This is a genomic window from Mesorhizobium sp. 2RAF21 (assembly GCF_052115345.1).
GTDB lineage: Bacteria > Pseudomonadota > Alphaproteobacteria > Rhizobiales > Rhizobiaceae > Mesorhizobium > Mesorhizobium terrae.
Genome location: NZ_JBFRGM010000007.1, coordinates 164007 through 188450 on the forward strand (window position 1 = coordinate 164007; position 24444 = coordinate 188450).

The window sequence follows — 24444 nt, forward strand, 5'->3', positions numbered from 1 at the left end:
GAAAACGGGCGCACTCTCACGGCGCGCCCGCTTCATATCAAAAAGTGCTGCTATCAGGCGGCGGTTTCTTCGCCTTCCGCCTTCTTCTCGCGCACGATTTCCTTGCCGGTGGCCTGGTCGACGACCTTCATCGACAGGCGAACCTTGCCGCGCTCGTCGAAGCCCATCAGCTTGACCCAGACCTTGTCGCCTTCCTTGACGACGTCCGAGGTCTTGCCGACGCGCTCGTTGGAGAGCTGCGAAATGTGGACGAGACCGTCCTTCGGGCCGAAGAAGTTGACGAAGGCGCCGAAGTCGGCGGTCTTGACGACCGTGCCTTCGTAGATTTCCCCGACTTCCGGCTCGGCAACGATGGTGTGGATCCACTTCTTCGCCGCCTCGATTTCCTTGGCGTTGGAGGAAGCGATCTTCACGGTGCCGTCGTCTTCGATGTTGATCTTGGCGCCGGTCTTCTCGACGATCTCGCGGATCACCTTGCCGCCCGAACCGATAACGTCACGGATCTTGTCGGTCGGGATGTGCATGACCTCGATGCGCGGCGCGAACTCGCCGAGCTCCGAGCGGGCGCCGGAGAGCGCCTTGCCCATTTCGCCGAGGATGTGCAGGCGGCCGTCCTTGGCCTGGCCAAGCGCGACCTTCATGATCTCTTCGGTGATACCGTCGATCTTGATGTCCATCTGCAGGGCGGTGATGCCGTTGGTCGTACCGGCCACCTTGAAGTCCATGTCGCCGAGGTGATCCTCGTCGCCGAGGATGTCGGAGAGTACCGCGAAGCGCTCGCCTTCCTTGATCAGTCCCATGGCGATGCCGGCAACCGGCTTCTGCAGCGGAACGCCGGCATCCATCAGCGCCAGCGAGGTGCCGCAAACGGTGGCCATCGAGGACGAACCGTTGGACTCGGTGATCTCCGAGACAACGCGCAGCGTGTAGGGGAACTGCTCGGTAGCCGGCAGCATCGGACGGATGGCGCGCCATGCGAGCTTGCCGTGACCGATTTCGCGGCGGCCCGGCGAGCCCATGCGGCCCGTCTCACCGACCGAGTAGGGCGGGAAGTTGTAGTGAAGGAGGAACGTCTCCTTGTACATGCCGGTCAGCGCGTCGACATACTGCTCGTCTTCGCCGGTGCCCAGCGTGGCGACAACGATCGCCTGGGTCTCGCCGCGGGTGAACAGGGCCGAACCGTGGGTGCGCGGCAGGATGCCGACTTCCGATTCGATGCGGCGGACGGTCGAGAGATCGCGGCCGTCGATACGCGCGGAGGTGTCGAGGATGTTCCAGCGCACGATCTTGGCCTGGAGTTCCTTGAACACGGTCGCGACCTGCTCGGGCGAATACTTCGCTTCCTCGCCCTCGGCCGGGGTGAAGGCAGCCTTGACCTTGGCCTTGGCGGCGTCGACAGCGGCGTAACGGGCCTGCTTATCGGTGATCTTGTAGGCGGCGCGCAGATCAGCCTCGGCAACGCCGAGCATGTCCTTCTCCAGGTCGCCGAAGGACGGCGGGGTGAAATCGCGCGGGTCCTTGGCAGCAACTTCAGCGAGCTTGATGATCGCGTCGAGCACCGGCTGGAAGCCCTTGTGGCCGAACATGACGGCCCCGAGCATAACGTCTTCCGGCAGTTCCTTGGCTTCCGACTCGACCATCAGAACGGCATCGCCCGTACCGGCGACGACGAGGTCGAGCTTGGATTCCTGCATCTCGTCGATGTGCGGGTTCAGAACGTATTCGCCGTTGATGTAGCCGACGCGGGCGCCGCCGATCGGGCCCATGAACGGTACGCCAGACAGGGTCAGCGCGGCCGAGGTGGCAACGATCGACAGGATGTCCGGATCGTTCTCGAGGTCGTGCTGCACGACGGTGACGACAACCTGCGTGTCGTTCTTGTAGCCGTCGGCGAAGAGCGGACGGATCGGGCGGTCGATGAGGCGGGAAACCAGGGTTTCCTTCTCGCTCGGACGGCCTTCACGCTTGAAATAGCCACCCGGGATCTTGCCGGCGGCGTAGGTCTTTTCCTGATAGTTGACGGTCAGCGGGAAGAAGTCGAAGCCCGGCTTCGGCTCCTTGGCCGAAACGACTGTGGCCAGAACGACGGTCTCGCCATAGGTGGCGAGCACGGCGCCGTCGGCCTGGCGGGCGATCTTGCCGGTTTCCAGGATGAGCGGACGGCCGCCCCATTCGATTTCGACTTTGTGGTAATTGAACATATCTTGTCCTTCATATGCGGAAGGGGCCGCGCCATACGATCATGCGCGACGCCCCCTTCCTGGCTTCCTTTCTCGGGCAGCCACGGGCAAGACAACGGGAGGCTTGAATATGTGCGGGCCACGCCCGAGCCAAGCATCCTGCAATCCTGCCCCATGACCGTCCACGGGCGGTTTCATGCGGCCCTCTGCCGATGAAACCGGGCCGGGCCTTTCAGAGCCCGAATGCGCGACCGGCGGACCCTCCGAGAGGGTCCGCCGGCCAATTCGTCAGCGGCGCAGACCGAGCTTGTCGATCAGCGTCTGATAGCGTGCGTCATCCTTGCGCTTGAGATAGTCAAGCAGGCTGCGACGCTGGGAAACGAGGGCGAGCAGGCCACGACGGGAGTGGTTGTCCTTCTTGTGGTCCTTGAAGTGCTCGGTGAGGTTCTTGATGCGCTCGGAAAGGATTGCAACCTGGACTTCCGGCGAGCCGGTATCACCCTTGGCGGTTGCGAATTCGGTCATCAGTTCCGATTTGCGTTCAGCAGTAATCGACATCGTATTTTCCTTTCTAAAGGGAGGAAACGAGGCGCCCATAGCCGGGATGTCGTCCAGCAAGGGTCAATGATCATCACGCAGTCCGGCGCGATGTTGCGGCGCGTATAGTGCAAATGATCGCAAAAAGCCAGCCCATATTCACATGGCTGCCTTGAGCCGGGGGCGTGACGCGCCCTGCCCCTACAGCCACTTCTTCCATTTGAAGAAAGAGATCAGGCCGAACGCGATCGCGGCCATGAAAACCAGCGCGGCCGGGTAGCCATAGCGAGAATGCAGCTCCGGCATGTTCCAGGGCGACGATGCCGGGTCGAAATTCATGCCCCACACGCCGACCAGGAAGGTCAGTGGGATGAAGATCGCCGAAACGATGGTCAGCAGGCTGATGACCTCGTTGGTGCGTGCCTGGCTGAGCGAAAGATGCATCTCGATCAGCCCGGTCGTCATGTCGCGCTGGGTTTCCACCTGCTCAATCAGGCGAAGCGCGTGGTCCAGCGTGTCATTGAGAAATATCTTGGTCTCGGCCTTCACATAGGCGGCGTCGCTGCGGATCAGCGTGGCCAATGCGTCGCGCAGCGGCCACAGCGCACCCTTCAAGACGCCGGTACGCCGGCGCAGCTGGTGCAATTGTTGCATCTGCTGTTTCTGCGGGCCGCGCATCATGTCGTCCTCGACCCTGTCGATGATGTCGCTCGATGCATCCACCGCGGGGAAATAGCTGTCGACCACGGCATCGATGAGCGCATAGGCAAGATAGTCGGCGCCGCGCGAGCGCAGGCGGCTGGGTGCGGTGGAGGCGATGCGTTTGCGCACCGGGTCGAACGGATCGCCCTCACGCTCCTGGAAAGTGATGACGAACTTCTTTCCGAAGAAGACCGACACCTGTTCGTAGCGGTTGGTGGCGACGTCGTCGATCATCGAGATGACGACGAAGGCATGATCCTCGAAGAAATCCACCTTCGGCCGCTGGCCGGTGTTGACCACGTCTTCCAGGGCCAGCGGGTGCAGGTCGAAGATGCGGCCGATCTCCTCGATCAGCGCGATGTTGGCAAGGCCGACGCAGTCGAGCCAGATCAGCGGCCATTTCTCGCAATGGACGGTGAGGTCGTCGATGCTGGCATTGGCGATGGTTTCGACCTTGTCGGGCGACATCAGCGTCAGACGGAGTTCGCTGCGATGCGCCGCCGGATCGGCGATCAATGTGCCCGGAGAAGCACCGGCCGGCACCCGCCGCGCGGATCGCGCTACATGAAGCGAAGCGGTCTCAGCCTTTGCCATCCGGGCCTCTTGCGAATCCTGACGCGGAGATTATCGGGCACGCCTCAACCGGCAAAGACCCGCTTGGGCTTGAACATGCCCTGCTCGATGGCGCCGATGGCAACCAGCTTGCCGCGCGCGGTGGCGCAGGCTTCCTCGGCCTCGACCGGGGCGTCGCGGCCACGCACGATCACCGGATTGCCGAGCCTGATCTTGGAGGCCGCTTCATCGGAGATAGCCACTTGCGGCAGGCATTCCAGCGCCGCCGCCGTGTCGATCAGGAATGCATCGAGCGCCGCGAAGCGGTCGACGCCGGAAAACGGTGCATCCTCGCCTTCGCTGACCGGCGGCAACGCTGCCTCCAATTCCGCGACGGTGACGAAGTCCTCCGACGTGAACGGATCGACCTCGGTGCGGCGCAGGTCAGCGATATGGCCAAAACAGCCAAGGTCGCGCCCCATGTCGCGCGCCAGCGACCGCACATAGGTGCCCTTGCCGCATTCGACCTCGAAGATGGTGCGGTCGGCGCCATGCTCGACGATGTCCAGACGCCCGATTTCCACTTCCCGCGCCGGTATCTCGACGGTCTCGCCTTCACGAGCGAGGTCATAGGCGCGCTCGCCGGCGATCTTGATGGCGGAGAACTGCGGCGGCGTCTGCATGATGATACCGGTGTAGTTGGGCAGCAACGCGCGGATGTCGGCCTCGGAAGGGCGTGCCTCGGAGGTCTTTGTCACCGGACCCTCGAGGTCGTCGGTCGAGCGTTCCTCGCCCCAGGCAACCGTGAAACGGTAGATCTTGGCGCCGTCCTGCACATAGGGAACGGTTTTCGTGGCGTCGCCCAGCGCGATCGGCAGCATGCCGGACGCCAGCGGGTCGAGCGTACCGGCATGGCCGGCCTTCTCGGCCTGGAACAGCCACTTGACCTTGGACACCGCCTCGGTCGAGCCCATGCCGACCGGCTTGTCCAGGATCAGCCAGCCGGAGATCGAACGGCCCTTCTTCTTGCCGCGACGCGCCATTATTTGTCGTTCCCTTCGTCGCTCTCGCCATGACCGAGGTCGCGCGCCACCTGCGGCGAGTGCAACAACTCATTGATCTTCGAGAAATTGTCGTAGCTGGTATCCAGCCGGAAGCGGAATTCCGGCATGTATTTCATCTGGCGCAGCGCACCCGAGACGCGGCCGCGTACGAACTTCGCATGCTTGTTGAGTGCCTCGACCACGGCCGCCTCGTCCTTGGCGCCGAGCGGCGCGACGAAGGCGGTGGCGATCTTCAGATCGGGCGACATGCGCACCTCGGACACGGAGATAACCGCGTTCTCGATCAGCGGATCGATGATCTCGCCGCGCTGCAGCGTTTCGGACAGGGCGTGGCGCACCTGTTCGCCGACGCGCAGCATGCGCTGAGAAGGGGCATTGGATTGTTGTCTGCTCATCTCGATCTCTCAGTCAGGATCGTTGCCCATACCGGTTCGGCCGGTTCATGGATGCCGGATTGTCTCGCCAAAGCCGAACTACCAGAACAAGGTCCGGGAAAGCCCGGACATGGTTCAAAACGATCCCGTTTGCGGGGTTGGACCGCAATCACGGCTGTCAAAATGGGAGAGCGGCGAAACCGCTCTCCCATCGTTTTCTTAAGGCCTAGAGCTTCCGGGTCACCATCTCGACGCGGAAGCACTCGATGATGTCGCCAGCCAGAATGTTTTCGTAGTTCTGGAAGGCCATGCCGCATTCCTGGCCGACCGGCACTTCCGGAACTTCGTCCTTGAACCGCTTCAGCGTCTTCAGCGTGCCTTCGTGGATAACCACGTTGTCGCGGATCAGGCGTACGCCCGCACCACGCTCGACGCGGCCCTCGGTGACACGGCAGCCAGCGACCTTGCCGACCTTGGTGATGTGGAAGACCTCGAGAATCTCCGCATTGCCGAGGAATGTTTCGCGACGCTCCGGCGACAGCAGGCCCGACATCGCGTCCTTCACGTCATCCACGAGGTTGTAGATGATGTTGTAGTAGCGGATCTCGATGCCCGCGGCTTCCGCCGCGGCGCGCGCCTGCGGGTTGGCGCGGACGTTGAAGCCGATGATCGCGGCGCCCGAGGTCTCGGCCAGCGTGATATCGCTTTCGGTGATGGCGCCGGCCCCGGCATGGACGATGCGCGCCCGGACCTCGTCGGTGCCAAGCTTGTCCAGTGCCGCAACGATCGCCTCGATGGAACCCTGCACGTCGCCCTTGATGATGAGCGGGAACTCTTTCAGCCCGCTCGCCTGCAACTGCGACATCATCTGTTCCAGCGAACCACGCTGCGTGGCGTGCTTGGCGACCGCCTTGTCGCGGGCCAGACGCTGACGATACTCGGTGATCTCGCGGGCACGCGCCTCATTGTTGACGACCGCGAAACGGTCGCCGGCCTGAGGCGTTCCCTGGAGGCCGAGGATTTCCACCGGCATGGCTGGCGGCGCTTCCTTGACGTGTTCGCCACGGTCGTTGACCAGGGCACGCACGCGGCCCCATTCGTTGCCCGCCACCAGGATTTCGCCTGGCATCAGCGTACCAGTCTGAACCAGCACGGTGGCGACCGGACCGCGACCCTTGTCGAGACGCGCCTCGATGACCACGCCTTCGGCAGTACGGTCCGGGTTCGACTTGAGGTCGAGGATTTCGGCCTGCAGCAGGATGGCTTCCAGCAGCTTGTCGAGACCAGCACCGGTCTTGGCCGACACTTCCACGTCAAGCACTTCACCGCCCATCGATTCGACGAACACTTCGTGCTGGAGCAGCTGCGTGCGCACCTTCTGCGGATCGGCGGAAGGCTTGTCGACCTTGTTGATGGCCACGATGATCGGAACGCCAGCCGCCTTGGCATGGCTGATCGATTCGATCGTCTGCGGCATCACGCTGTCGTCGGCCGCCACCACGAGGATGGCGATGTCGGTCGCCTGCGCGCCGCGAGCACGCATGGCCGTGAAGGCGGCGTGGCCGGGCGTGTCGATGAAGGTGATCTTCTGACCGTTCCTCTCGACCTGATAGGCGCCGATGTGCTGGGTGATGCCACCGGCTTCGCCCGAAACGACATTGGCGTGACGGATGGCGTCGAGCAGCGAGGTCTTGCCGTGGTCGACGTGACCCATGATGGTCACCACCGGCGGCCGCGTCACCAGATCTTCCGCGTGGTCGGCGATGTTGAACAGGCCTTCCTCGATGTCGGACTCGGCAACGCGCTTGACGGTGTGGCCGAATTCGGAAGCCACCAGCTCGGCGGTGTCGGCGTCGATGACATCGCCCGGCTTCAGGATCTGGCCCTGCTTCATGAAGTACTTGACCACATCCACCGCGCGCTCGGACATGCGCTGCGCCAGTTCCTGGATGGTGATGGTTTCAGGCACCGTCACTTCGCGCACGACCTTCTCGCGCGGCTCATTGTGCATGGCGCGCTTGAACTTCTCCTGACGGCGACGCATGGCCGACAGCGAGCGCGCACGGTCGGCGCCATCTTCCGAGGACAGCGCCGTGTTGAGCGTGAGCTTGCCGCGACGACGGTCTTCCTCGGCCTTGGTCGGCTTGGCAGGGCGCGCCAGTTCGGGCGTGGCGAGACGGCGCGGCGGCAAGGCGGTCGAAGGCGTAGCGCCGCGACTGCGGGGCTTTGCTTCTTCTTCCTCTTCGGCGGCCACCTGTTCGGCGGTCTGCGGCGCGCGGCGGCGCGCCTCTTCCTCGGCGCGGCGGCGGGCTTCGGCTTCGGCCTTGATACGGGCTTCTTCCTCGGCCTGGCGACGGGCGGAGTCTTCGCGTTCGCGCTTGCGGCGCTCTTCTTCATCGGCGCGGCGCTTGGCTTCCTCGGTGGCGCGCTGACGGTCTTCAACCTCGCGCGCCTGGGAACCTTCGAGCGCCCGGCGACGGGCTTCCATCTCGCCGCGCGAGAGTTCGTTCAGCACCATGCCGCCGCGATCGGGCTGAGGCGGCGGGCGCCGCGGCTCCTGCACGACAGGCGCGGCCTGCTGCGGTTGTGGCTGCGGCTGCGGCGCCGGCGCTGCTGGCTTGGGCGTGAACACGGACTGCGCAGCAGGTGCCGCCTGCTCGCCGGGCTTGACGAACTTGCGCTTGGTCTCGACGACAACCGACTTGGTGCGGCCGTGCGAGAAGTTCTGGCGCACCGTGCTCTGCTCGATGCCCGGGCGCTTCAGCGTCAGTGTCTTCTTGGGCGTAACGTTCAACGTCTTGTCATCGCCCGAATTCGTATCGCTCATTCCATATCCTCTGCGGCATCATCATCGCCGGCAACAGCCGCAATCATTGCCAGATCGTCCGGAGAACCGCCCCGGTAACGGTCGAGCGCAACCATGCGCTTCACGGCCGCCTTACCCGCGTCGCTCGCGAGAACGGCAGCATGTATCACATTTGCCCCCCCCATTGCCAAACTCAAATCCGCTTCAGGGAAAAGTTTGTAAACGGGGATGGCGGGCCCACCGAGATGGACAGTTGCACGGCGCGCCTGGGTGATCTTGCGCACGCCGTCGTCGGAGGCTTCGAATGCATGAAGGACGAGCAATGCCTTGCCCGAGCGCACAGCGCCGTCCACCTTGGCCGCGCCAAGCGCCACGGCGCCGGCCTTGCGGGCAAGGCCGAGCGAACCCAGCGCCGACCTTACGAGCAGCCCATCGATCATCGCGCCGAGTTCCGGCGGGACGATTACCTGTTTCTTGAACGCGCGGGCGAAGTGCCCCTTGGCCGCTGCCTTGTCGATCGTGGCGCGATCGGCGCTGACCCAGCAGCCACGGCCTGGGAGAACCCTTTTGAGATCTGGAACGACGGCCGAATCCGGGCCGACGACGAAACGGATCAATTCATCCGTTTCGGCGGTCTTCCTTGTGACGATGCAGGTGCGATCGTTCATCTCGGGCAAGGGTTGCTCCAGCCGGTCTCATCTTATTCGCCGACGGCTTCGGCTTCAGCAGCCTCGGCTTGAGCTTCTTCTTCGGTGATCCAACCCGCCTTGAGGCGTGCTGCCAGAACCATCTGCTCGGCGTCGGCCTTGGAGACGCCGTGCGCGGCCAGCACGCCCGGGAACACCTTGGTCTCGCCGTCCTTGCGTTCCTTCCAGCCGACGAGGTCGTCGGCGGCGTAGCCGGCAAAGTCCTCGATCGTCTTCACGCCGTCCTCGCCAAGCGTCACCATCATGGCGGTGGTGATGCCGGAGATCTCGCGCAGTTCGTCCTTGACGCCCAGCTTCTTGCGGGCGGCGTCGTGTTCGGCCTCGACCTTCTCCAGATGATCGCGGGCGCGGTTCTGGATTTCGGTGGCGGTGTCCTCGTCGAAACCGTCGATCGAGGAGATTTCACCGGCATCGACATAGGCCACTTCCTCGACCGAGGTGAAGCCTTCCGAAGCCAGCACCTGGCCGACCATCTCGTCAACGTCGAGTGCTTCCATGAACAGGTTGGAGCGTTCGACGAATTCCTTCTGGCGGCGCTCGCTCTCTTCCTGTTCGGTCAGGATGTCGATGTCCCAGCCGGTCAGCTGCGAGGCGAGGCGCACGTTCTGGCCGCGGCGGCCGATGGCCAGCGACAGCTGGTCGTCCGGCACCACCACTTCGATGCGTTCCGCATCCTCGTCCAGCACCACCTTGGCGACTTCAGCCGGCTGCAAAGCGTTGACGATGAAGGAGGCTGCCGAAGGCGACCACGGAATGATGTCGATCTTTTCGCCCTGGAGCTCGCCGACGACCGCCTGGACGCGCGAACCGCGCATACCGACGCAGGCGCCGACCGGGTCGATCGACGAGTCGCGCGAGATGACGGCGATCTTGGCGCGCGAACCGGGGTCGCGGGCAACCGACTTGATCTCGATGATGCCGTCGTAGATCTCGGGCACTTCCATGGTGAACAGCTTCGCCATGAACTGCGGATGCGTGCGCGACAGGAAGATCTGCGGGCCGCGCTGTTCGCGGCGCACGTCGTAGACGTAGGCGCGGACGCGGTCGCCATACTTGTAGTTTTCGCGCGGGATCAGCTCGTCGCGGCGGATGATCGCCTCGCCACGGCCGAGATCGACGATGACATTGCCGTATTCGACACGCTTGACGGTGCCGTTGACGATCTCGCCGATGCGGTCCTTGTATTCGTCATACTGGCGGTCGCGTTCGGCCTCGCGCACCTTCTGCACGATGACCTGCTTGGCCGACTGCGCGGCGATACGGCCGAAATCCATCGGCGGCAGCTGTTCGGCGATGAAGTCGCCGAGCTGGGCGTCGGGATTGCGCTCGCGGGCCGAGGATAGCGCGATCTGGATGGCGTAGTCGTCGACCTTTTCGACAACTTCCATCAGACGCTGCAGCTTCATCTCGCCGGTGTTCGGGTTGATGTCGGCGCGGATGTTGGTCTCTTGGCCGTAACGCGAACGCGCGGCCTTCTGGATCGCGTCGGCCATGGCGGCGATGACGATCGACTTGTCGATCGACTTCTCGCGGGCGACCGCGTCGGCGATCTGCAGCAGTTCGAGCCTGTTGGCGCTTACAACCATTTTTGTCTCCCTGAACGGGGCCGCCGGCATCGGCGGCCGTTCAATCACTTCTCGATTTCAGTTTCGTCTGCGGCGTCGTCATTGTCGCCGCGATGTTTCTTGGCATCCTTGCGCGCCCGGTTGTCCTTCGACAGGGCTTCGCGGATGAGGTCGTCGGTCAGCACCAGATGCGCTTCGGCGATCGCGTCGTAAGGAATGCGCACCGTCGGCTCCTCGCCATAGGCCGCCTTGTCGCGCTCGAGCAGAATGCCATCATCGTCGGCTTCGGCGATCTTGCCCTTGAAGCGCTTGCGGTCGGTGATCATGACCGAGGTCTCCATCTTGATCAGATGGCCGGCCCAGGTGGTGAAATCCGACTTGCGCACAAGCGGGCGGTCGATGCCCGGCGAGGACACTTCCAGATGATACGCCTTCTCGATCGGATCGTCGACGTCGAGCGCCGGCGAAATCGCGCGGCTGACTTCCTCGCAGTCCTCGACCGTCATCGTACCGTCCTCGCGCTCGGCCATCACCTGCAAGGTGAGGCCGTGCTGGCCGGACAGACGCACCCGCACGAGGCGGAAACCCGCGCCGCGCAGCACAGGCTGCACGATCAGCGCGATACGGGCATCGATGCCGCTTTCGCGGACGATACGGTCGTCGCCGTCGGTCTCGGTCAAGGTCATCCGGTCTCTGTCGCTCGAATCTCTAGGCGCCGGCCGGTAACAAAAAAGAGCGGGACCGGGTGGACCCACTCTTCGTCATACCGACCAAGAATTTGAAGCCGATATAACAATGGCGGCGGCAAAATGCAAGGCTGGGGAAAACAGCGGCATCCATGCGCCAGCCGCATGGCAGCCTTGCCTAAGCCCCTCTGTTAACGGCGTCTGTCCATTCCTATCTTTGTTGCACTGCAACATAAACGTTGTGGCAACCAGATGGAGCAGACCCATGCGTACCAGCAGAACCGTTGCGGCCCTCAACAGCCTGTTCAACGTGTTCGGCAGCGCGATCAACGCCGCGGGCGCCGTTAGAGGCCATCACGCGCCCAAGGGCCGCGACCTGCGCCGCCTCGGCATCGACCCGGTCGAATTCGCCAAGATCCGCCGCAGCTGACGGCAGTGAGTGAAAAGCGGAGGCAAATGCCTCCGCTTTGTTTATGTGGGCCGGCGATCACCCGCCGACCTCCCGTGTTGGTCAGTCCTCGTTGCCGGCGAGCTGGGTGAGCATCTGCCCCCTGCCCCGCCAGCGCAGATAGAGCGGCACCAGGACGGCCGAAGCCGCCAGCAACCACAGAACCACCGCGATCCAGGAATGGAAGAGCACCGACGGATCACCCTGGCTGATGGCCACGGCGCGGCGCAGCTGCTGTTCCGCCAGCGGCCCCAGGATCAAGCCCACCACCACTGGCGCGATCGGATAGTGGAAACGCCGCAGGCCATAGCCGAGCAGGCCGAACGCCAGGAGCATGCCGAGTTCGAAGGTCGACGGATTGGCGCCGATGGTGCCAAGCGTCGCGAACATCAGGATGCCGGCGTAGAGCCAGGGCGTCGGGATGGTCAACAGCTTCACCCATAGGCCGATCAGCGGCAGGTTCAGCACCAGAAGCATCAGATTGGCCACCAGCAGGCTGGCGATCAGGCCCCAGACGAGTTGCGGATTGCTGGTGAACAGCAACGGGCCCGGCTGCAGACCGAACTGCTGGAAACCGGCCAGCATGATGGCGGCGGTCGCCGTCGTAGGCAGGCCGAGCGTCAGCAAGGGCACCAGCGTGCCGGCCGCCGAGGCATTGTTGGCGGCCTCAGGTCCGGCGACGCCTTCGATGGCGCCATTGCCGAATTCCTCCGGCTTTTCCGCCATCTGCTTTTCCACGGAATAGGACAGGAAAGTGCCGATTTCGGCGCCACCGGCCGGCATGGCGCCGATCGGAAAACCGATCGCGGTGCCGCGCAGCCACGGCTTCCATGAACGGCGCCAGTCCTCGCGCGTCATCCACACCGAGCCCTTGATCGCCTGGATGGTCGAATCGCCGCCCTTTGAAGCGGCGACCGAAAGCGCCTCGCCGATGGCAAACAGGGCGACGGCCAACGTCGTCACCTCGATGCCGTCGAGCAGATCGGGAATGCCGAAGGCAAGCCGGGCCTGGCCGGTCTGCAGGTCGATGCCGATCAGGCCGAGCATCAGGCCGAGGAACAGCGAGGTCAGCCCGCGCAGGGTCGATTCGCCGAAGGCCGCCGAAACGGTCATGAAGGCCAGCACCATCAGCGCGAAATATTCGGCCGGACCGAAAGACAGCGCCAGCTTGACGACGGTCGGCGCGATGAAGGCGAGGCCGATGGTGGCGATGAGGCCGGCGACGAAAGAGCCGATTGCCGCGGTGGCAAGTGCCGGTCCGCCGCGCCCGGCCCGCGCCATCTTGTTGCCTTCCAGCGCCGTGACGATCGACGCGCTCTCGCCCGGCGTGTTGAGCAGGATCGACGTGGTCGAGCCGCCATACATGCCGCCATAATAAATGCCGGCGAACATGATGAGCGATCCGGCCGGATCGAGCTTGTAGGTAACCGGCAACAGCAGCGCGACGGTGAGCGCCGGGCCGATGCCGGGCAATACGCCGACGGCGGTGCCGAGTGTGACGCCGATCAGCGCATAGAGCAGATTGGCTGGCTGCAGGGCGATCACAAGCCCATGCGCCAGCAGTTCGAACGTAGTCATGAAAAGCCTCGCTCCCTCATAACGCTCAGAACAGCTGTTCGAGCGGGCCGGCGGGCAGCGAAAGCTGCAGACCCTTGGCGAAGATGAACCAGACGACGAAGGCGAGCACGATGCCCAGCGGGATCGTCTTCCACAAAGGACCGCGCCCGAATGCGCGGGCGGTGGCGGCGAAAAGCAGCCCGGTGGCGATCGAGAACCCGGCTGTCTTGAGCAACAACATCTGCGCGGCCAAACCGCCGACGATCCACAGGATCGGGCTGATCTCCTGTTGCTCGCGCTCCGGGAAATCGCCGCGCCATGCTTCGACAGCCGTCCACAACGACAACACGAACAGAGCGCCGGCGATCACATATGGAAAGGTCGTCGGGCCGATCCGGGCATAACTCGCCGTGCCACTCTGGTTCGCCGTGCTCCAGACGATGACGGCGGCGACGATCGCCAGCCCCGCGGCGATGACAAGCGCCGCCCAATCAGGGCGGCGCGTCGTCTTGTTGGGAGCGTTCTCGCTCACTTGACCAGACCGATCTCTTTCAGGATGCCGCCGGTGATTTCGGCCTCCTTCTTGAGCTGTGCGGCGAAGTCGTCGCCGGCGAGATAAGTGTCGGCCCAGCCCTTGTCGGCCAGGATCTTCTGCCAAGCTGCCGACTTCGCCATCTTGTCGACGTCGGCCAGAACGGCTGCCTTCTGCTCGGCGCTGATGCCGGGCGCCGCCGCGACCATGCGCCAGTTCTGGATGGAGACGTCGACACCGGCCTGCTTGAAGGTCGGCGCCTCGATACCAGCCACAGGCTGGTCGCTGGAGATGCCGATGAGGCGCAGCGTGCCGGCCTTCACCTGTTCGGAGAACTCGCCATAGCCGGAAATGCCGACCGTGACCTGGTTGCCGAGAAGAGCCGCCAGCGCCTCGCCGCCGCCGGAGAAGGCGATGTAGTTGACCTTGGTCGGATCGACACCCACCGCCTTGGCGATCAGGCCTGCGGTGATGTGGTCGGTGCCGCCGGCCGAGCCGCCGCCCCAGGACACCGAGCCCGGATCGGCCTTCAGCTTGGCGACGAGGCCGGCCATGTCCTTTATGTCGGAGGCGGCCGGTACGACCAGCGCCTCATATTCGCCGGTCAGGCGTGCGATAGGCGTGACCTGGTCCAGCGTCACCGGCGACTTGTTGGTGAGGATGGCGCCGACCATGACATAGCCGCCGACGATGAGCTGCGCCGGGTCGCCATTGGCCTGGTTGACGAACTGGGCGAGGCCAATGGTGCCGCCGGCACCGGGAACATTGTTGACCTGGACGCTGGAGGAGATTTTCTCGTCCTGCAGCGCGGTCTGCATTGAGCGGGCGGTCTGGTCCCAACCACCGCCGGGGGCGGCGGGCGCCATGATCTTGTAATCGGCGGCGAAGGCGGGAATTGCCATCGCGCCCATCAGAACAGTCGCCAGAAGGAATTTCTTCACTGTTTCTCTCCCTGTGGACGCCGGTCGTTGGGGCAACGCGGCGCCGTGTTGGCATTGGTTCGCGTTGCCGAACGAACGACATCGCGATGAGACAAACCGGGGAGAAATGAGTGCGTCCCGCCACGATCGCCACCGAAGGTCTCGCCTTCGTGGCCAGGTGCTAACCCGCGTGGTCCTCTCCTCCCAGACCTGTTGGCCAGGCCGCCTCCAACAGCCGGACCGGCGCGGACCCTAGCCGAACAAGCTGACATCTGACTGACATCGTGTCGGAAAGGCCGGAATGAGGGTCAAAACGCCATGGTTTTGCCGCCGAACCGCTGTCAGCGGCCCTGCAAAGCGTTGTTCCAGCGTTCAACGAGACGGTTGCGCTTGACCTGGTCGAGATAGACCAGCAGGCCCGGACTGACCGGGACCGGCCTCAACTGCGCACCCATCGTGGCCTGGATGGCGTTGGCGGTGTTTTCGCCCGACACATCGGGATTGACGGCGGCGATGTGCAGATCGCGCGCCATGATGGTCTGGCCTTCCGCCGACATGAAATAGGCGAGGAAGGCGCGGCCGAGATCCGGCGAGCCGGCAGCCTTCGGCACCAGGCCGATGCGCGACATGACGATGGTGTAGTCCTTCGGCATGACGATGCCGACATCAGGATTGCGCGCCGCCCAGTCCGCTGCATAGGAGCCGAGGATGTTGTAGCCCAGGATGGCGCGGCCATCGGCTATGCGCTCGAGGATCGCCGAGCTCTTGGAGTAGAGCTTCACACCGGCCTTGCCCATGGTGCGCACGATCGACCAGATGTCGGGAAATTGCTCCTGGTCGCGTGCCATGAACATGAAGCCGACGCCCGAACGTTCGATGTCGTAGGTGGCGATCCGCCCCTGAACGGTATCGGCGTTGTGTTCGATATAGTCGACCAGTTGCCCACGGGTCGCCGGCGGCGGCGCGTCGCTGAAACTCGGCTTGTGATAGACGAAGACCGCCGGTTCGAAGGTGAGCGCATAGGCGGTGTTGCGCCAGTTCGCCCAGCGCGGCCAGCGAGCGCTCATCGGCAAGGTGCTCTCCTGCGCATAACCGTCATTGGCGAGCTTCACCTGCAGATCCATCGCCGAGGAAAAGGCCATGTCGGCTGTCTTCCCTCCGGCGTTGGTCTCTTCGACGATGCGGCTGTAGATATCGCCTGTCAGCAGTTCCTCGTAGCGCACGGCGATACTCGGATTGGCGCGCCGGAAACCTTCGATCATGCCCTTGGCGAGCGGAACGTCGAGCGCCGAATAGACGACCAAGGTGCGCGCGCCGGCTTCTCCGTCGAGCGCAGGGAACAGGGTGGTCTCGGCGACGGCCGGGGCCGGCAGCAAGGCCGCGATGACGAGGACGACAAAACGCATGGCGGCCAAATTGCATGACCGGTACCCGCTCCACAAGTCGCGGCACAGTGGCGTGGATAGCGCCGCGCGATGGTTTGGCCCACTGGGAAGACCTGCTAATCTGGTCGCCGGGAAAAAGACCCGGCAAGGAGCTCCGGTTGCGCATACTGGTTGTGGAGGACACGCAAACGCTGGCGGATGGGCTGGTGGCCGTGCTGAAAGGCAGCGGCTATGCCGTCGATCATGTCACTGACGGCCCTTCGGCTTTGGCCGTGCTCTCGGCCGAGCATTTCGACCTCGTCATCCTAGACCTCAACCTTCCGCGTATGGACGGCCTGGAGGTGCTGCGCGGCATCCGGGCGCGCCAGGATGGACCAGGCGTGCTCATCCTCAGCGCGCGCGCCGACCTGCACGACAAGATCAAGGGGCTGGACCTCGGCGCCGACGACTACATGACCAAGCCTTTCGACGTCGACGAACTTGAAGCGCGCGTGCGCATGCTGCTGCGCCGCCATGCCGGCCTGAAATCGAGCACCGTCACCTTCGGCGAAGTGACCTTCGACCTCACTTCGCGCAGCTTTGCCGGCGGCGGCGCGCTGCTCGATCTGCCGGCCCGCGAGGTGAGCCTGCTCGAAACCTTGTTCCTGCGCGCCGGCAAGGTGGTGCCGAAACAGTCCATTCTCGAATCGCTGGCCGGCTTCGACGAGGAGCTCTCCTTCAACGCCATCGAACAATATGTCAGCCGGCTGCGGCGGCGCCTTGCGCCTTACGGGGTGACGGTGCGCACCGCTCGCGGCATCGGCTACTACCTTGAAAAAGTGTAGCCGGACCATGGAATTGGCCCGCTGATGGTCGTCGCGGCACCTCATTCCCTGCGCCGCAGGCTGCTGTTCTGGCTGCTGGTGCCGCTGATCTCGATCGGCCTGATCGCACTGGTCGACACCTGGCGCGAGGCGGTGGACACGGCGAATGCCGCGTCGGACCGGGTGCTTGCGGGTTCAGCGCTGGCGATCGCCGAGCGCGTCGTGGTTTCCGAGGAAGGAACGCTGGAGGTCGACATTCCCTATGTGGCACTGGAGATGCTGACCTCGGCGGCGCAGGACCGCGTTTTCTATCGCGTCGACGGACCGCCCGGCACCTTCATCACCGGCTATGACGGATTGCCGATCATGCCGTCGCCGGTGCCGGAGAAACCGCAATTCTCCGACGCCAGCTTCCGTGGCGAGCCGATCCGGCTGGCGGCATTGGCGCGTTCAGCTTCGACCGGCGTCGATTCCATTCCCTTTGTCGTCACCGTCGCCGAGACGACCATCGCTCGCACCCAGCTGGCCCGCACCATCCTGCTGCATTCGGCGTTGCGCCTGACCATCCTGATTGGCGGCGCCGCGCTGATCGCCTGGTTTGCCGTCAACGCCGCGCTGCAGCCGCTCTACCGGTTGCGCGCGGCGATCGCCGAACGCAGTCCGGACGATCTGCACCCCATCGACGACCGGGTGCCCAGCGAAGTGCGCGGTCTGGTCGATACGATGAATTCCTTCATGGTGCGGTTGGGTGGCGCGCTGTCAGGCCTGCGCAACTTCACCGGCAATGCCAGCCACCAATTGCGTACGCCGATGACCATCGTGCGCACGCAGCTTGCGCTCGCCGGACGCGCCAAGTCACTCAGTGAGGCACGGGCGGCCGCGCAAACGGCCGACGCGGCGGTGGTTCACGCCGAACGTATTCTCGCGCAACTTTTGCTGCTTGCCCGCATCGATGCCGCCGCCTCGAACAGGATCGAGACGACCTCGGTCGACCTTGCAGCCATCGCCATGGACTGCGTGGCGGATAGGGTGGTGAAGGCGAGCGCGGCAGGCGTCGATCTCGGCTTCGAGGGCGGTCAGCCGGTCGTCATCCATGGCGAGGCGCTGCTGGTGGGCGAACTGGTCGGCAATCTGGTCGACAACGCCATCGCCTATGCCGGCGATGGGGCGGAAATCACGGTGCGTGTCTTTGCCAACAGCGAAGCCGTGTTCGAGGTGGAGGACAATGGGCCCGGCATTCCGCCCAGACAGCTGGCCGCGGTGCGGGCGCGCTTTTCGCGAGGTGCCGTGCAGGACAAGCCGGGCAGCGGGCTCGGGCTCCCGATCGTGGAGGAAATCGCCGGACTGTTCGGCGGCAGGCTGGCGCTGGAGACACCGGCTACCGGCAAGGGCCTTTGCGCCCGCGTGACGCTGCCTTTGGCATACGCAGCGACCGCGAAAGCCGGCGAAGAGACCGCCGCTACAGCCGGGTAAAGGTCAGGTAGGCGGTACGCCGATCCTCGCGGATGGCTTTCGCCTCATAACGCGTGCTCTGCCATCCCGGATAAGGCGTATGCCAGTCCGTCGCCTCATCCGCCTGCCATTCGAAGGCGGCATGCGCGCGGCAATGCTGCAGCGTCCAGTTCACATAGGTGTCGATGTCGGAGGCGAAGCAGAACTTACCGCCCGGTTTCAGGACCCGGGCGAAACGGTCGAGATTGACGGTGCTGACGAAACGCCGCTTCCAATGCCGCTTCTTCGGCCAGGGGTCCGGGTAAAGCAGGTCGATCCAGTCGAGCGACGCCTCGGGCAGCCAATCCAGCAGCAGCGCCGCATCATCGTCGAAGACGCGGAGATTGCCGGCAGGCTCCCGCGTCAACGCCATCATCATCTTGGCCATGCCGTTGACGAAGGGTTCGGCACCGATGAAGCCGGTTGCCGGGTGTGTCGAGACTTCCTGACGCAAATGCTCGCCACCGCCGAAGCCGATCTCGAGGCGGATCGAGGAGACTGGCGCCTCGAACAGGCCGCCGAGAGCAGCCGGTGCCGGCTGCTCGAGGTTCAGCCGATAGCGCTGGAGTCCAGTCTCCAGCGCCACCGCCTGCGCGGGGCGGATGGTCTTGCCGCGCCGCCGGCCGAAGAAAGCCTCGCTCGTCCGGCTGCGCCTGCCCTGCTCTTCCATGGTCCGATCCGCCGTCAGGCAGCCAGGGCGTCCTTGAGCGCCTTGGCCAGGTCGGTCTTCTCCCAGGAGAAGGAGCCATCGCGGCCGGCCTTGCGGCCGAAATGGCCGTAGGACGAAGTCTTGGCATAGATCGGCTTGTTGAGGTCGAGATGCTTACGGATGCCCGACGGCGACAGGTCCATGACCTTGCGCAGGGCGTCTTCCAGCTTGGCCTCGTCGACCGAACCGGTGCCGTGCAGATCGACATAGACCGACAGCGGCTGCGCGACGCCGATGGCGTAGGACAGCTGGATCGTGCAGCGGTCGGCAAGCTTGGCGGCAACCACGTTCTTGGCCAGGTAGCGCGCGGCATAGGCGGCCGAACGGTCAACCTTGGTGGTGTCCTTGCCGGAGAACGCGCCGCCGCCATGCGGAGCAGCACCGCCGTAGGTGTCGACGATGATCTTGCGGCCGGTGAGGCCGGCATCGCCGTCGGGACCGCCGATCACGAACTTGCCGGTCGGGTTGATGTACCAGTTGCAGTCGTTGGCGATCTTCAGGTCGCCCAGCGCCTCGCGGATATAGGGCTCGACCACCTTGCGGACCTTCTTCGAATCCCAACTCTCTTCAAGATGCTGGGTCGAGAGCACGATCTGCGTAACCTCGGCGGCCTTGCCGTCGACATACTTGACCGTGACCTGGCTCTTGGCGTCCGGACCGAGCTTGCCGGCATCGCCATTGTTCTTGTGACGGGCGTCGGCCAGCAATTCGAGGATCTTGTGGCTGTAATAGATCGGCGCCGGCATCAGGTCCGGCGTCTCGCGGCAGGCATAACCGAACATGATGCCCTGGTCGCCTGCCCCTTCTTCACCCTGCTTGTCGGAAGCGTTGTCGACGCCCTGGGCGATGTCAGCCGACTGGCCGTGCAGCAGAACGTCGATCTTGGCGGTCTTCCAGTGGAACCCGCTCTGCTCGTAGCCGATGGCGCGGATGGCCTTGCGGGCGACCGACTTGAACTTGGCCGGGTTGATGACCGGGAAATCTCCCGCGTCGGTCAGGATCGAGCCGTCCTTGGCCTTCTTCAGCAGCGTGTCCGGCACGCGAACTTCGCCGGCGATGACAACGCGGTTGGTGGTGGCCAGCGTCTCGCAGGCGACACGCACGTCCCAGGGGTTCATGCCGGCCTTCTTGGCCTCGCGGTAGACGAGATCGACGATTTCGTCGGAAATTCGATCGCACACCTTATCGGGGTGGCCTTCGGAAACGGATTCGGAGGTGAAAAGGTAGTTCTGCCGCGACACGGGTGTCCCCTCTTGAAAAAGACCGGCAGGCTGCCGATCTGGCGCGCCACGTGTTAGCGGGGGCGCGCCAGTCTCGTCAAGACGATTGGAGGGTATCGGATATCAAAGCCCGGCGGCGTGACGGAAGAATATTCCCGACAAAGAGGAGATTGGGCCGAAACATCCCACTCCACTCTAAATACGAGCCGAACAGGCCGATTTCGCCGTCAGTTGGCCTCGTCGCCGGCGAGGGATTTGACAAGGTCGATGATCCGCCGGCGAACCTTCGGATCCGCTACTTTCACAAAGGCACGATTGAGCTGAAGCCCTTCGGGGGTGGAGCAGAATTCCGCTGCCAGCGCCATGGCGCTGTCCTCGGCGAAACCGCGCGGCGGGCCACCATCCTGGCCAGGCGCATCCTCGAAAAAGAAAGCGACCGGCACGCTCAGGATCGAGGCGATCGCTTGCAGGCGACTGGCGCCGACACGGTTCGTGCCTTTCTCATACTTCTGAATCTGCTGAAAGGTTATGCCAAGGTTCTCGCCAAGCTTTTCCTGGCTCATTCCAAGCATATTACGCCGAAGTCTGATGCGGCTACCGACGTGGGTGTCAATTGGGTTTGGTTTTTTCTTGTTTTCTTCTACCATTTTTTCCTCGCCGAATTCTTCCGGCTGTTCGTGTTTTTTGACGCCTACCCTGTGGTTTATACGACCCCCTCACCCGATAAAGCGCGACTAAGTGCGAAAGATGCCAACCCTCTACAATATGGGTTCCTAATATATTGGCTGTCAATTCGCCGGTAGCTTGTGCCTTACGCATAAGACGAAAGCAATCAGGGCGAGGGCGAGCATAAGCAGGTATCCGTTAACGCGCCGTTGGGCGGCCGAAACGACGTCCTGAGACGTCGCCACGGCGACACGGGCGTCGATGGTGTCGCGGGCGTCGATGGCGAGCGCATCGACGATCCTGCCCCGCGCATCGACGACCGCGGAAATGCCATTGTTAGCCGCACGTAACAGAGGCAAGCCATTCTCCACCGCGCGTATCTGAGCTTGACGGAAGTGTTGATAGGGGCCTGGGGTATCCCCGAACCACGCATCATTGGTAAGGTTCACAATAAGCTGACTTGACGTTGCGTCAACAGACACCAGGTCAGGGAAAATCACCTCATAGCAAACAAAAGGTAACCCGCTGATTGCGCCGGGCAACGATATCGGGTGCCGTTCGTTGCCCGCGGCAAACATCGCGGGCCCTGCCACCAACTGTTCGATACCGACGCGGCGCAGCCAGTCGGCGAAGGGCAGATACTCGCCGAACGGCACCAGATGGACCTTGTCCACCGCGTCGACGATCTCGCCCTTGTCGTTGATGGCGACGACGGAATTGTAATAGCGGGTGGCGGCATTGGCCGAAGCCCCCTCCTCCCGCACCGCACCGGCAACCAGCATCTGGCCGTCGGTCAGCATCTCGCCCAGTGCCGTCAAGGCGTCCGGCCGCTCGGTGAACAGGAACGGCACCGAGGTTTCCGGCCACAGGATCAGTTGCGGCTTGGGCTTGCCCGATGCCGGCGTCTTCGACGACATGCCGAGCAGCGTGGCGAAGATACGGTCGCGAACGGAAGCGTCCCATTTCTCGCGCATGTCGACCGCCGGCTGCACGATGCGGACATCGAGCGTCTTGGCAACCTGGACCGGCGTGGTAAGCCGGTAATAACCGAAACCGAGATGCACCGCCACGAGGATGCCGGCGATTGCAGCCCCGACCACCAGGTCGCGACGGCCGGCAAGCAGCGCCGGCATGGCGAAGACGAACACGGCGAGCGCATTCATGCCGCTCATGCCAATGGCGGAAACGCTCTGCATCAACAGCGGCACCGGCATCGCGGCGTAGCCGACTGCATTCCACGGAAAGCCGGTGAACAAAAAGCCGCGCAGCCATTCCGCCAAAGCGAAGGCAAAGGCGAGCGCCGCGATGCGACCGATGCCGCTGCTCCACAACAGACGGGCAAGTGCCGCCGCGAACCCGTAGAAAAAGGCAAGCAAAAGCGGGATGCCGACCACCGCGAAAGGCATCGCCCAGGCATAGTCGTCTGCCTCGACCAGCAATGCCTGGCCGATCCACCAGAGGCCGGCCAGAAAGTAACCGAACCCGAACCACCAGCCGACCGCGAAGGCGGGACGCAGGCGCCTGAAAAGCCCTCGCGAAGCCTCGCCGGTCGTGCCATCAAGCAGCCACACCAGGACGGGGAAAGAGACAAAGCAAGCGGCGAAGAAATCGTAAGGCGCCTGACCAAGAACCGCCAGCGCACCGGCCAGAAAGGCCGCCAATGCGCGTCGCCAACCCCAAAGCAGAATTATCCGGCCGGCGAGGCGCTCCATGCGGTCTTCCGAGTCGCGAGAATCATGGCGGAAGATGTATCAGGCCGCGGCTTCGGCTCCAAATGGACGCGCGGTCGCAGACAGGAGGGGGCGCCCCATACGGGGACTGGCGAATGGCGTGCATCCAGTCGCCGTCGAAACGGTCCAGTTGCCTGGAAAGAGGTCTCGCAACACAGGCGGCCGCCGCAAAACGCGGCAGCCCGCCGAAAACCCGAGGGCCTAGGCCTGTTCGGTGCGGACCGCGCGACGGCGGCGTTCGGCCGCCTTCTGGCTCTCGACGATGCGCACGCGCTTCACGCGGCGCGGATCGGCGTCAAGGATATGGAACTCGAAGCCGGGAATGGCCTGCACCACTTCGCCGCGCGCGGGCACGCGGCCCAGCGTGTTGAAGATCATGCCGCCGATGGTGTCGACGGACTCGCCATGCTCGCCGGCGGCGAAATGTCCGCCGATCATCTTAGCGACCTCATCGATCTCAGCCTTGCCGTCGACGACATAGATGCCGTCGCCAGCCTGCGTGATCATCGGTTCGTCCTCGTCGTGCTCGTCCTCGATGTCGCCGACCACCATCTCGACAATGTCCTCCAGCGAGGCGAGGCCGTCGGTGCCGCCATACTCGTCGATGACCAGCGCCATCTGCGTGCGGGCGGCCTGCATGCGGCCCATCAGGTCGGATGCCAGCATCGACGGCGGCACGAACAGTACCGGTCGGATCAGGTTCAGATCCCCAATCGTGCGGGCAAGGTCGACCTGGGTCAGGTCGAACAAAGCGGCCGCCGGGGTCTTGCGGCTGGCGCGGCCCGGTTTTTTGACGCGGGCAAGCCGCGTGATGTGAGCCAGCACGTCACGGATGTGGACCATGCCGCGCGGATCGTCGAGCGTCTCGGAATAGACCGGCATGCGCGAATGGCCGGATTGCTCGAACAGCACCAGGAGATCGCCCAGCCGGGTCGAAATCTCCACGGCCTCGATGTCGGCGCGCGGCACCATGACGTCCTCGACACGCACTTCGCGCAGACGCAGGATGTTGTTGAGCATCGCGCGCTCGCCAGGCGAGAAGGATTCCGCACCGGTTTCGGTCTCGGCCAGCGCGTCGGCGATTTCCTCGCGCAGCGAGGTGCCGTTGCGCTGCCTGAACAGGCCGATAACACGCTCGAACAGGGAAGGCCCGGCAGGAGAAGGCTCGCTCGCTACGCTGCCGGCGCTGGTACTCGGACTGGGAGCTTCTTCCGTCTTCGCGGAAGCCTTTACGGCACTGCCGGCGTCCGTGGGGGCGGCAGTCTCTGATTTCTCGTTCATCGTCTTCCGGTCAATTGATCGTTTAGTTACGCATACGGATCGGGAATGGCAAGTCTTGCCAGCGCCAGGCGCTCGACAGCCTCCATCTCTTCCGCCTCGTCGTCGGTCTCGTGATCATAACCCAGCAAGTGCAACAGGCCGTGGATGACGAGATGGCTGATGTGGTTTTCGAGCGGCTTGCCTTCTTCGTCCGCCTCCCGCGCCACGGTCTCGGCCGCCAGCACGATATCGCCCAGCATCGGCGGCAGCGGGCCACCTTTGGCTGTGGGAAACGCAGGAAAGGACAAGACGTTGGTAGGCTTGTCCTTGCCACGCCATTCGGCGTTCAGCGTCTTGATCGCCGCGTCGTTGGTGAAGACCACGCTGAGTTCCGCCCGGCCATTATCGGCAAGGCCAAGTTCGCCAAAGGCTGCCCCCGCAGCGCGACCGACCAGCGCCTCAAGTACGGATTCCGGCGGCCACGCGCCTTCCTCGACCGCAAGGTCGATATCCAGCGGCAGATCAGGCGATGTCATCGGACCTTGTCCTG

The 24444-nt window shown here is 64.0% G+C and carries 22 protein-coding genes; 3 read left to right on the forward strand and 19 right to left on the reverse strand.

Going from position 1 to position 24444, the window contains the following annotated elements; translation table 11 throughout:
- Positions 1-53: 53 nt before the first annotated feature.
- The 9 genes from pnp to rimP form a co-directional block, all read right to left on the reverse strand.
- Complete coding sequence (gene pnp / locus AB4136_RS13390; RefSeq protein ID WP_024922303.1) at positions 54-2201, reverse strand: polyribonucleotide nucleotidyltransferase; 2148 nt, start codon at positions 2199-2201, stop codon at positions 54-56.
- A 267-nt stretch (positions 2202-2468) separates the two neighbouring features.
- Complete coding sequence (gene rpsO / locus AB4136_RS13395; RefSeq protein WP_024922302.1) at positions 2469-2738, reverse strand: 30S ribosomal protein S15; 270 nt, start codon at positions 2736-2738, stop codon at positions 2469-2471.
- Positions 2739-2918: 180 nt separating this feature from the next.
- Positions 2919-4013, reverse strand: a complete 1095-nt coding sequence (gene corA, locus AB4136_RS13400) for a magnesium/cobalt transporter CorA (RefSeq protein WP_024922301.1) — start codon at positions 4011-4013, stop codon at positions 2919-2921.
- A 44-nt stretch (positions 4014-4057) separates the two neighbouring features.
- Positions 4058-5014: a tRNA pseudouridine(55) synthase TruB gene (gene truB, locus AB4136_RS13405; RefSeq protein WP_137901144.1), complete on the reverse strand. Its 957-nt coding sequence runs from the start codon at positions 5012-5014 to the stop codon at positions 4058-4060.
- The gene (gene rbfA, locus AB4136_RS13410) at positions 5014-5430 is read right to left on the reverse strand and encodes a 30S ribosome-binding factor RbfA (RefSeq protein WP_137901145.1); all 417 of its coding nucleotides are present in this window, start codon (positions 5428-5430) and stop codon (positions 5014-5016) included. Before rbfA ends, truB begins: the two co-directional genes overlap by 1 nt.
- Before the next feature lie 205 nt (positions 5431-5635).
- The gene (infB, locus tag AB4136_RS13415; protein WP_024922298.1) at positions 5636-8236 is read right to left on the reverse strand and encodes a translation initiation factor IF-2; all 2601 of its coding nucleotides are present in this window, start codon (positions 8234-8236) and stop codon (positions 5636-5638) included.
- Positions 8233-8883 (reverse strand): RNA-binding protein, encoded by a 651-nt coding sequence (locus AB4136_RS13420; RefSeq protein WP_024922297.1) that lies wholly within the window; start codon positions 8881-8883, stop codon positions 8233-8235. Before AB4136_RS13420 ends, infB begins: the two co-directional genes overlap by 4 nt.
- A gap of 32 nt (positions 8884-8915) precedes the next feature.
- Entirely contained in the window at positions 8916-10508 is a 1593-nt protein-coding gene (nusA, locus tag AB4136_RS13425; protein ID WP_024922296.1) for a transcription termination factor NusA, read from the reverse strand.
- 44 nt (positions 10509-10552) lie between these two features.
- Entirely contained in the window at positions 10553-11173 is a 621-nt protein-coding gene (gene rimP / locus AB4136_RS13430; protein ID WP_024922295.1) for a ribosome maturation factor RimP, read from the reverse strand.
- Between the two features lie 265 nt (positions 11174-11438).
- Between rimP and AB4136_RS13435 the strand changes: the two genes are divergently transcribed.
- On the forward strand, positions 11439-11603 hold the full coding sequence (locus AB4136_RS13435) for a hypothetical protein (protein WP_162835313.1): 165 nt from the start codon (positions 11439-11441) through the stop codon (positions 11601-11603).
- An 81-nt stretch (positions 11604-11684) separates the two neighbouring features.
- On the opposite strand, the gene AB4136_RS13440 is transcribed toward AB4136_RS13435, so the two are convergent.
- The 4 genes from AB4136_RS13440 to AB4136_RS13455 all read right to left on the reverse strand — a co-directional run bounded on the left by AB4136_RS13440 (position 11685) and on the right by AB4136_RS13455 (position 16036).
- Entirely contained in the window at positions 11685-13199 is a 1515-nt protein-coding gene (locus AB4136_RS13440) for a tripartite tricarboxylate transporter permease (protein WP_024922294.1), read from the reverse strand.
- A 25-nt stretch (positions 13200-13224) separates the two neighbouring features.
- Positions 13225-13710: a tripartite tricarboxylate transporter TctB family protein gene (locus AB4136_RS13445; protein WP_024922293.1), complete on the reverse strand. Its 486-nt coding sequence runs from the start codon at positions 13708-13710 to the stop codon at positions 13225-13227.
- Positions 13707-14651 carry a Bug family tripartite tricarboxylate transporter substrate binding protein gene (locus AB4136_RS13450; protein ID WP_024922292.1) on the reverse strand — a complete coding sequence of 315 codons (945 nt, stop codon included), beginning with the start codon at positions 14649-14651 and terminating at the stop codon, positions 13707-13709. Before AB4136_RS13450 ends, AB4136_RS13445 begins: the two co-directional genes overlap by 4 nt.
- Positions 14652-14971: 320 nt before the next feature.
- Positions 14972-16036, reverse strand: a complete 1065-nt coding sequence (locus AB4136_RS13455) for an ABC transporter substrate-binding protein (protein WP_024922291.1) — start codon at positions 16034-16036, stop codon at positions 14972-14974.
- A gap of 137 nt (positions 16037-16173) precedes the next feature.
- On the opposite strand from AB4136_RS13455, the gene AB4136_RS13460 reads away from it, so the two are divergent.
- On the forward strand, positions 16174-16839 hold the full coding sequence (locus AB4136_RS13460) for a response regulator transcription factor (protein WP_036254946.1): 666 nt from the start codon (positions 16174-16176) through the stop codon (positions 16837-16839).
- Between the two features lie 24 nt (positions 16840-16863).
- Entirely contained in the window at positions 16864-18291 is a 1428-nt protein-coding gene (locus tag AB4136_RS13465; protein WP_051504848.1) for a sensor histidine kinase, read from the forward strand.
- On the opposite strand, the gene trmB is transcribed toward AB4136_RS13465, so the two are convergent.
- The 6 genes from trmB to ybeY form a co-directional block, all read right to left on the reverse strand.
- Positions 18278-18979 (reverse strand): tRNA (guanine(46)-N(7))-methyltransferase TrmB, encoded by a 702-nt coding sequence (trmB, locus tag AB4136_RS13470; RefSeq protein ID WP_024922290.1) that lies wholly within the window; start codon positions 18977-18979, stop codon positions 18278-18280. The genes AB4136_RS13465 and trmB overlap by 14 nt on opposite strands.
- 14 nt (positions 18980-18993) lie before the next feature.
- Positions 18994-20259 (reverse strand): methionine adenosyltransferase, encoded by a 1266-nt coding sequence (gene metK / locus AB4136_RS13475; RefSeq protein ID WP_024922289.1) that lies wholly within the window; start codon positions 20257-20259, stop codon positions 18994-18996.
- Positions 20260-20465: 206 nt separating this feature from the next.
- Positions 20466-20885 carry a helix-turn-helix domain-containing protein gene (locus tag AB4136_RS13480; RefSeq protein WP_024922288.1) on the reverse strand — a complete coding sequence of 140 codons (420 nt, stop codon included), beginning with the start codon at positions 20883-20885 and terminating at the stop codon, positions 20466-20468.
- Between the two features lie 141 nt (positions 20886-21026).
- Entirely contained in the window at positions 21027-22616 is a 1590-nt protein-coding gene (lnt, locus tag AB4136_RS13485; protein ID WP_024922287.1) for an apolipoprotein N-acyltransferase, read from the reverse strand.
- A gap of 219 nt (positions 22617-22835) precedes the next feature.
- Positions 22836-23915 (reverse strand): hemolysin family protein, encoded by a 1080-nt coding sequence (locus AB4136_RS13490; protein WP_137901146.1) that lies wholly within the window; start codon positions 23913-23915, stop codon positions 22836-22838.
- Positions 23916-23941: 26 nt separating this feature from the next.
- Positions 23942-24430 (reverse strand): rRNA maturation RNase YbeY, encoded by a 489-nt coding sequence (ybeY, locus tag AB4136_RS13495; protein WP_024922285.1) that lies wholly within the window; start codon positions 24428-24430, stop codon positions 23942-23944.
- Positions 24431-24444: the final 14 nt, after the last annotated feature.